The organism is Ruegeria sp. AA6, from assembly GCF_056542865.1.
This window is the reverse complement of the sequence record NZ_JBQGAN010000054.1, coordinates 1-8,191: the sequence shown is the minus strand read 5'-3', so window position 1 is coordinate 8,191 and position 8,191 is coordinate 1. Positions and strand designations below refer to the sequence as shown.

The following is an 8,191-nucleotide window of genomic DNA, read 5'->3' as shown; positions in this document are numbered from 1 at the left end:
CCTAGAAAAACGGGATGAAGGAAAGACGGCAGCCTATTGAGGCTGTATCCTGCAAGCGCCCAAACGGCAACTTCTTCAACACTATCCGGACAAAGCAGACATTGGAAGATTGCTCTCGCGACCCACAAGTCAACTATTGTCGGAGTTCATCTTGCGATAGTCAGAGGGCGTCAGTCCCGTCACCTTCCTAAATGCGCGGCTGAAATTATTTGCGGTTTCATATCCTAGCATGGAGGAGATACTGGAGACTGTCTCGCGCGTATCTGTGAGGAGTTCCTCGGCCCTTGCTACCCTGACATCGTTGACGATTTCGCGAAAACGAACCCCTTCGGTTGCTAACTTCCGTTGTAGTGTGCGAACGCCAAGATCGAGCGAACGCGCGGTGGCATCAATCCACATTTCCTCCCGATGAAGTTGTTGCCAAACCACTTCCTCGACTTGTCCTCTAAGTGTTTGAGGCGGGCCGCCCAATCGTTCGCGAGAAATATCTCCGACGGTTGTCGAGCCGCCGGTAAGTTTTTTGGGCGTGGTTTCGGCTCGCAAAGCCGATGCATCAAAATCAACCCCAAGCCGGGAGGCGTTCCAGATTACAGGACAAGCGTAGGTGTCTTCTGCCTCGACAAATCCAGGAACCTTCGGGAAGTCCAAGAGCACGGCAGATGGCTTCCAGTCGCTTCCTAAATACGCGCGGAATATGCTCAAAAAAACCCCAACGGCCGAGAAGCCGATGTCCGGATACGCGAAATGCGAGCGAAGTCCAAAACGATAACAGTAGCGCGCGCTTGTGCCCGAAGTTTCAAGCCACGCGCGATCCGTAGACGAATGAAATGGCATGACGGCAGAAGCTCGTATTAGCGCTGCCCCCAGCGTTGGAGCAGAAAGAACGTAACTCCCCCAGGCGCCGTAGTCAGCGACAGTGAGATACGGTGACCACAACAATCCGATGTTTTGTTGTCCCGTGGATCGTGCGGCTTCGTGCACAAAGGTCGCCAAGGCATGCTCCGAGATGTAACCGCCTCTTTCCTCAATGAAGTGAACAGGAAGAACGGCAGAGTCAAAAGCACGCAACAAGCGTCTTTCCCCAGCGGCCTCAAGCACAAACTGGGGCATCGCGCCCAAGGCCTTAGCCGAAATCATCGGTGGTAGGTTCAATCCGTCAACCCGCTTGTTCGCCCGCGTGTCGTGAAATGATACGCATCGGCTGAACGGATGTGCAAGCTTTCCCTAAACAGCAGGGAGCATTGCAATATGAAAATACTTCGGCCATTACACGGCGGTTTTTCGATGCATTTTTTGGGAATGGTGCTCGGCGCAGGTATTTCTGCTTCACCAGTTTTCTCCCAGTCCTTCAACGACACGGGCGACATCCTTGCACGATCAGCCGAGGTCGAGGACATCGAGTACAAGATTATGGTGCAGCGTGCCACCCAAACGGCCATCTGGGGAATGCCTGCCGCCGGTATGATCGATTTCCTCAAGGGCATTCGCCGCGACCTCGGTGGCGACTACAATGACATCATTTATCTCAACAAGCCGTTCGACTCCAAACATGGGTTTCTTACGGCCAACGATGTTACGGCCTATGCTTGGGCTTCAATGACCTCCGAACCCGGTCCCCTTGTCATTGAAGTGCCCGCTGCCACCGACAAGGTGAACTACTTCGGTACAATCGTGAATGCTTGGGATGTTCCTATTGTGGACGTAGGTCCCGATGGTTTCGATGAAGGTGCCGGCGGCAAGTACCTCATGCTACCCCCAGGCTACGAAGGGGAAATGTCGCTGGAGGAATTAACTGAAGCGGGATACCTTCCCTTTGAAACAGATACCTACGAATATGGTTTTTCGTTCCGGCCAAAACTGACGAATGGCGGAACGGACACCGATGCGGCCGAGTACGCTCAGACGATCAAAGTGTACTACCTGTCTGAGGCTGACAATCCACCACCCAACAACTATCTCGAAGCGTCAGAAGTGCCGTACGACTCGCTTCCATACTACAACGAGACCTTCTTTCAGGACTTGAATGATTACGTTCAAAACAACCCCGTCAGACAACAAGACAAGGTCATGGTAAATTTCCTGAAGGATCTCGGGATCGAAAAGGGAAAACCTTTCGAACCATCGGAAATTCAGTTGAAAGCAATGAATGAGGGTTTGTTGTTGGCGTATGCCTCTATGCAGAACTACTTTGTTACGCCCGGCAAAGCCATGATACCGCTCTGGGTCGACGATAGCGGCGAGATGAAAAGCCAGTGGCTGATATGGGACTTTGCCGAAGGTCAACCCGAGGCAGGCTTCCCGTATGAGACTGAGACAGAGGTACTTGTGGATGCGCGTGCGGGCGGCAGCTACTTCTGGATCACGTACCTGCCGAAACAACTCGGTGGCGGTACCTTTTATCTGACGGGCCTTCGCGACAGCGACGGCGACATGTACGACCACAATCAGACTTACAGACTTAACGTGCCAGCAGACACACCTGCCGACGATTTCTGGTCCGTGATTGTTTATTCGATGGAGACCAAGAGCTTCATCCGGAACGTTGATCCAGTGGGTCTGTCCGAGCGCGACACAGACTCTATGCAAGCCGATGAAGACGGTTCTTACGACATCTTTTTTGGACCGGAGGCACCGGAAGGCAAGGAAAGCAACTGGATACCAACCACAGAGCCGTACTTCCTTTTGTTCCGTCTATATGGGCCGCAAGACGGATGGTTGGAAAGTGGCTGGATGCTGGGCGATCTAGAAAAAGTAAACTGATCAAAACAAACAAAAATTCCCAATGGAGTGAACAATGAAAACAAAGTCGTTAGCCGTGCTGACCGCCCTGGTACTCGCATCGCAATCTCCAGCCCAAGAGTACAAGGCTGAAGTTCCGGATAGCATAATCGTACCGGATCAGGTGGAGACACGATTTGGAACGTTGGAATATTTTGACGGCTTGCCGACGCCGGATACAGCTAAGCTGTCGTATAACGCATTAAATTTCATGCGTGGCATGCAGGTATTCATGGATGGAATGCCTGCAGCCTCAACATATGCAATGTGTCACGGGCTCGAAGAGGGCGCTGGCGTTGATCCGATGAAGATCGGGATCTTTGAAGACCTGTATAACGCCCGTTCGCTTCTTCTCACGCCGAACACCACGACAATCTACATTCTTAACTGTACGGACCTGTCCGAAGGGCCAGTGGTTTACGACGTGCCGCCGGGCATGCTGGGGTTCGTGAACGATGCCTATATGCGTTATGTCACTGACATCGGGAACGCTGGGCCTGACGCTGGCGAGGGTGGGAAGTTCTTGATCGTTCCGCCCGACTATGAAGGTGAGTTGCCGGACGACAGTTACTATATTGTGAAGCCGCCAAGCTATCGGAACTGGTTTCTGTTGCGTGCGTTTTATGGGGAAGACGGCGTTGGAGCCGCAGTGGATCGTGTGAAGGAAACTCTTCGTGTTTACCGGTGGGAAGACCGCGACGCGCCGCCCGATCAGGAATTTGTGAACCTGACTGATCTTCAGTTCAACACGATACACGCCAATGACTTTTCCTTCTTTGAAGAGATGAAGGCCGTTGTAGACAACGAAGCGGAAGGAGCACTTCCCGATGAATTGATGGGAGCAATGTTCTCGCTGGGTATCCGAAAAGGTGAACCATTTGAACCCGATGACGAACTGAGGCTGCTGCTCACAGAGGCAGTCGCATTGGGCACGGCGGCGGCTAAGTCGTTGAATTTTGCTCCTCGCTCGCGTGCGCCATTCTACTATGACGAAGGGTATTGGAAGACGGCGTTCGTCGGTGGCAATCATGAGTTCCAGGCGGGGGACGTGAAAATCCTCGATGCGCGGACCCTGTTCCACTACTACGCGACTGGCATTACGCCTGCCATGGTTGCACAAAAGGTTGGTGTCGGGTCGCAATATGCGCTGGCAAACCGGGACAGTGACGGGAACTACTTCGATGGGAGCAACACCTATTCCGTCACCATCCCGCCAAATCCGCCCGCGCAGGATTACTGGTCTTTCGTCGTTTACGACACCCAAACCCGTTCACTGCTCGAAACTGATCAGAAACTCGCAGGGGTCGACAGCAACCAAGCTACATTGGAAGCGAATGAAGACGGAAGTTACACTGTCTGGTTCGCGCCTGAAGCGCCTGAAGGCAAAGAGGGCAACTGGATACAGACGATGCCGGGCAAATCTTGGTCGACCGTACTGCGATTGTATGGCCCTCTCGAGCCTTGGTTCGACGGATCGTGGCGCCCGGGCGAGATCGAACTTATGGAGTGATAGACTGTCAATTTAGCGCCCTAACAGTTCGCTATCGAGAACGAGATGTCGTGCCATGTGAGTGCGCATCCCGAACAACGCGACAACAACCAGGGGAGGGCGGCAACTACCTCGTAGTGCCGCCCTTCTGTTTGTCTGCTATCGCGCTAAATTGTAGCGTGTCATCGACATTGTGGTTGCATCGATCATGCTCATGAATCGTTCAGCAGCGGGTGCTGATGCAAAGCTATCCATGGACGCTTGGGCGTCTTCGGCACTTTCCCAGTTAACTACCACTGCCCATTTGCCATCTGTGAATGCAGCTTGGCGCGAGACAAAGCCTGGTTGTTTGCTGACATGCTCATCTTCGATGACTTTATCAACAGGTTCGAACTCTTGCGGTGTAACGCCTTCAGCAAGGTCCATCGTCACAATTTCAATGACGCCGACGTCTTGTGCCATTGCGTTACCTCCTACGAGCATTATCAGGGTGATCAAGAACGCTTTCATGATGGCACCCGATCAAAACTTTCCATTGTCGTGGGCCATCTCGGACGGGATGTCCGCGATTACGTCCCAATGCTCAACGATCTTGCCGTCTTCGACGCGGAACAGGTCATAGAAGGCAGTCGGCTTGTCGGCAAACGTGCCCTCGGAGGCGGTGAAGACAAAGTTGCCCTCGGCCACAACAATGTGGACGTCCGTGTAGATCATCTGGATGCCTTGCTCGGCCATGCCTGCAAGAGCCGCACCCAAACCGTCCAGACCGTCAGCAATGTTGCTGTTGTGCTGTATGTAGGTCTCCGTCGACAGAAATTCGGTTATCCGGTCAACGTCGCCATCCTTCAGGATGGTGTGCACAAAGTCTGTGACCAGCGCCTTGTTCTCAGCGGTCTTATCCAGATCGGTTATCTCAGTTGGACCATCGGTCTGAGTATGACCCGACGGGTTCGGCGGTGTGATTGGTGTCAGGTTGTCCCAGTGTTCTGCAACCTTTCCGTCCTCGACGCGGAAGACATCAAAGCCAACCAAGGTGTCTGCACCAAACGCCTGGGCGTTGTTGTAGGTGGTATGCAGGACGACGATATCGCCCTCCGTGATGACCCGGTGGATGTCCACCTCGATCCCGCTTTCCTTAAGACCGGGGATAAACCCCAGGATTGGAGCGGCACCTGTGGGTACAGCAGGGTTGTGCTGAATGTAGTCATTTGCCAGCAGTTGTTCGGCTGCGGTTGCGTCGAAGTTGACGAAAATGGCGGCTACAGCCTCCAATACGAGCTCTTTAGGTGTCATTGTTGTTGTCCTCTCTTGGTTTGATTTGACGATATTCACGCGGCGCAGGCTTGCGCCGAGTTGATCGTGAATTCAGTGCCCCACGGGTCGACCTTGCGGCCGGGCGTGAGAGTTTTGGGGTCTGCCAACAGCTCAACACTTGTGAGACCAGTGGCCCCAGCAGAGCGCGAGCCTGCTCCCTTGGATTGCCAAGCGTTTGTAGCTAGGTGGTGATGGTAGCCACCGGACCCGAACCAGCGGGCTGAGGGCAGCTCAAAGGTCTGAACCATACTCAGTTCGTCAGTAACGAATTTCGCTGCTTTGCTGACATCACCGACACGTAAATGAACGTGTCCGATGACTGTGCCTTGTGGTGCGCCTTGCCACTGTGTGGCATCTTCTGTGAGTGATTTCAGATCGAGCGGGTGCGTTGTCATGTGGACGGTATCGCCCTCGCGTTTCCACATTTTGCGAGGCAGGTCACGATAGATTTCGATGCCGTTTCCTTCGGGATCGTTCAGATAAAGCGCCTCGCTGACACCGTGGTGGGATGCCCCGTCCAGGCGAACACCGCGCTCATCCGCGTAGATCAGCCATGCGCCGAGGTCTTGTTTGGAAGGCAACAGAAATGCCGTGTGAAACAGCCCCGCCTCTTTAGGAAAGGGTTTGGCGTTTCGGTCCTGGCGCAGCTCGATCAGCGTTCCAGCCTCGGTGCCGAGGTAGGCGCTTTCACCGTCGCGTTCGATCAGGCCGAGGCCAATCACGTCTTCATAGAAGGTGGCGGTCTTATCCAGATCGCGCACCGTCAGGGCGACCTGACCTATTGAGATGGGGGCGTCTGACGCTGCCATGTTCTTTTCTCCTGCGATTAAGCTTGAGAGGAACTTAGCGATGGTCTTTTCTCCATAAAATGGCGATAAGAGCGAGTGTGTATCGCGCAAATGGAGACAATTCTATGGACCGGATCGACGGGATGCAGAGCTTCGTGGCTGTTGTGGAATCCGGTTCTTTTGCCGCCGCCGGACAACGGCTTGGCATTTCAAACAAGCTGGTCAGCAAGCGTGTCGCACAGCTCGAAAACATGGTTGGGCTGAATCTTCTCCATCGCACCACCAGGTCTATGTCGCTGACCCACGAGGGGGAGCGATATCTGGAAGGAGCGCGACGAGTGCTGGCTGAGATGGAGCAGTTGGAGACTGAGTTTGACGCTTCAGAGGGCTTGAAGGGCATCGTTCGTGTGGCCGCGCCCCTTACCTATGGCGACACGGCGGTGGCTAAAGCAGCAAGCCGCTTCGTAGAGCAACACCCGAACGTCACGGTCGAATTGGACTTGTCGGATCATTATGCCGATCTGGCCAAGGGCGGTTTCGATATCGCAATACGGATCGGCGCGCTCAGTGACTCCAGTTTGGTCGTTCGCAAGCTTGGTGAAACGCATATGAAAGTCGTCGCGACCCCTTCCTACCTTGAAGAACATGGCGCACCTTCACATCCTGCGGAACTCTCGGACCACATTTGCATTCGAGATGCGAACAACCCGGATCCAAACCGCTGGCCCTTCCAGATCGAAGGGCAAACCGTGCAGGTGCCTGTCTCTGGCCCATTTCTCGCAAACAGTCCTCCCGCCTGCCTCGTTCCGACGCGCGCAGGGAGCGGCATCTTCATATGCCCAGATGTGTTTTTGGGGGACGACCTTGAAACCGGACGTCTTGTGCAACTCTTTCCGGAGTTCCATTCCCGCACTTTGCCGATCCAAAGCGTGCAGTTGCCTTCGGCCTTTCGAAAGCCGCGTGTTAAGTCCTTTGTCGAGTTTATGCGTGAAGAGATTCGAGCGTAGGAAGTCCAAAGCAGTCACTCGCGCTATGCGCAGCATTTGGTAGGTATGGGCTCGAAGCAGTCGTTTGCTGCACTTTGCGCGAGCGTTTGATATATTACGTCTTACCGGTCGTTCTGTCATACTCGAACCTGAGGCTTTGAAACGTCAGATTCTATGTTCAGTGTGGTATATTTAGTGGTATGGGTCTTATAGATAATTTTTTTATTAAAATTTAACATGTAGTTACGAAGAATATATAGTTGCTCCTCGGTCCGCCATTGGTATCCAACAAAATTAGTAACTTATGTGGTGCTTTGAGTGCCATTGGTTGTATAGTAACTCCATACTGTTCCCGATAGTGTGCCATGTCTTTTTTGATCAGGCGACTTTACGTGCGTTGAGCATTTGCCGTGCTTTATCAGCTACTTCCTTCTTGGCGAACTTGGCGAACTTGGCGTACTTCTGAGTCTGGACAATGGTTGCATGACCCAGAAGGTGAGAGACTTCTTCCAGCCTCATGCCGTTGTTCAGCATCCGCGTAGCATAAGTGTCCCGGCAGGAGTGGATCGTTGCCTTGCCTTGGGTAGCCAAAACACGGGGGCTTGAAGGACAGCATTCAGTGATGGCTCGCCTTAGGTTCTTGATGGCCCTGTCCATACTGACGAAAGGCTGGGGTTGGTTTTGCAGCGAGGACAACACCTCAAACAGGCGGTCAGAAATGGGAACAAAGACCTCCTTTTTGGTTTTTGTCAACGGCGGTGAGAAAGTCTGCCATTGGGCGGAGCAAAAGTCGTCCACTGTTTGGGTTACCGGCGCCTTGGCAAACGCGCTCCCAA

At 53.5% G+C, this 8,191-nt stretch carries 8 protein-coding genes; 3 read left to right on the top strand and 5 right to left on the bottom strand.

What is annotated here, in order from left to right:
• Positions 1 to 129 precede the first annotated feature (129 nt).
• The gene (locus tag ACR0LN_RS23595) at positions 130 to 1,152 is read right to left on the bottom strand and encodes a helix-turn-helix domain-containing protein (protein WP_480433162.1); all 1,023 of its coding nucleotides are present in this window, start codon (positions 1,150 to 1,152) and stop codon (positions 130 to 132) included.
• Positions 1,153 to 1,248: 96 nt separating this feature from the next.
• Between ACR0LN_RS23595 and ACR0LN_RS23590 the strand changes: the two genes are divergently transcribed.
• Both ACR0LN_RS23590 and ACR0LN_RS23585 read left to right on the top strand, forming a co-directional pair.
• Entirely contained in the window at positions 1,249 to 2,760 is a 1,512-nt protein-coding gene (locus ACR0LN_RS23590; protein WP_214648678.1) for a DUF1214 domain-containing protein, read from the top strand.
• Between the two features lie 34 nt (positions 2,761 to 2,794).
• Positions 2,795 to 4,288 carry a DUF1254 domain-containing protein gene (locus tag ACR0LN_RS23585; protein ID WP_480433161.1) on the top strand — a complete coding sequence of 498 codons (1,494 nt, stop codon included), beginning with the start codon at positions 2,795 to 2,797 and terminating at the stop codon, positions 4,286 to 4,288.
• A 138-nt stretch (positions 4,289 to 4,426) separates the two neighbouring features.
• Here the strand turns inward: ACR0LN_RS23585 and ACR0LN_RS23580 are convergent, their stop codons facing one another.
• From ACR0LN_RS23580 to ACR0LN_RS23570, 3 genes are read right to left on the bottom strand one after another with little or no spacing between them, the layout of a single operon-like run.
• Entirely contained in the window at positions 4,427 to 4,729 is a 303-nt protein-coding gene (locus ACR0LN_RS23580) for a hypothetical protein (RefSeq protein ID WP_214648679.1), read from the bottom strand.
• A 60-nt stretch (positions 4,730 to 4,789) separates the two neighbouring features.
• Positions 4,790 to 5,560, bottom strand: a complete 771-nt coding sequence (locus ACR0LN_RS23575; protein WP_170380001.1) for a nuclear transport factor 2 family protein — start codon at positions 5,558 to 5,560, stop codon at positions 4,790 to 4,792.
• A 35-nt stretch (positions 5,561 to 5,595) separates the two neighbouring features.
• Positions 5,596 to 6,390, bottom strand: a complete 795-nt coding sequence (locus ACR0LN_RS23570) for a VOC family protein (protein ID WP_170380000.1) — start codon at positions 6,388 to 6,390, stop codon at positions 5,596 to 5,598.
• A gap of 104 nt (positions 6,391 to 6,494) precedes the next feature.
• On the opposite strand from ACR0LN_RS23570, the gene ACR0LN_RS23565 reads away from it, so the two are divergent.
• Positions 6,495 to 7,376 carry a LysR family transcriptional regulator gene (locus ACR0LN_RS23565; RefSeq protein ID WP_170379999.1) on the top strand — a complete coding sequence of 294 codons (882 nt, stop codon included), beginning with the start codon at positions 6,495 to 6,497 and terminating at the stop codon, positions 7,374 to 7,376.
• A 357-nt stretch (positions 7,377 to 7,733) separates the two neighbouring features.
• Here the strand turns inward: ACR0LN_RS23565 and ACR0LN_RS23560 are convergent.
• The coding region (locus ACR0LN_RS23560) for a tyrosine-type recombinase/integrase (RefSeq protein WP_480433159.1) at positions 7,734 to 8,191 on the bottom strand (458 nt) is incomplete at its 5' end.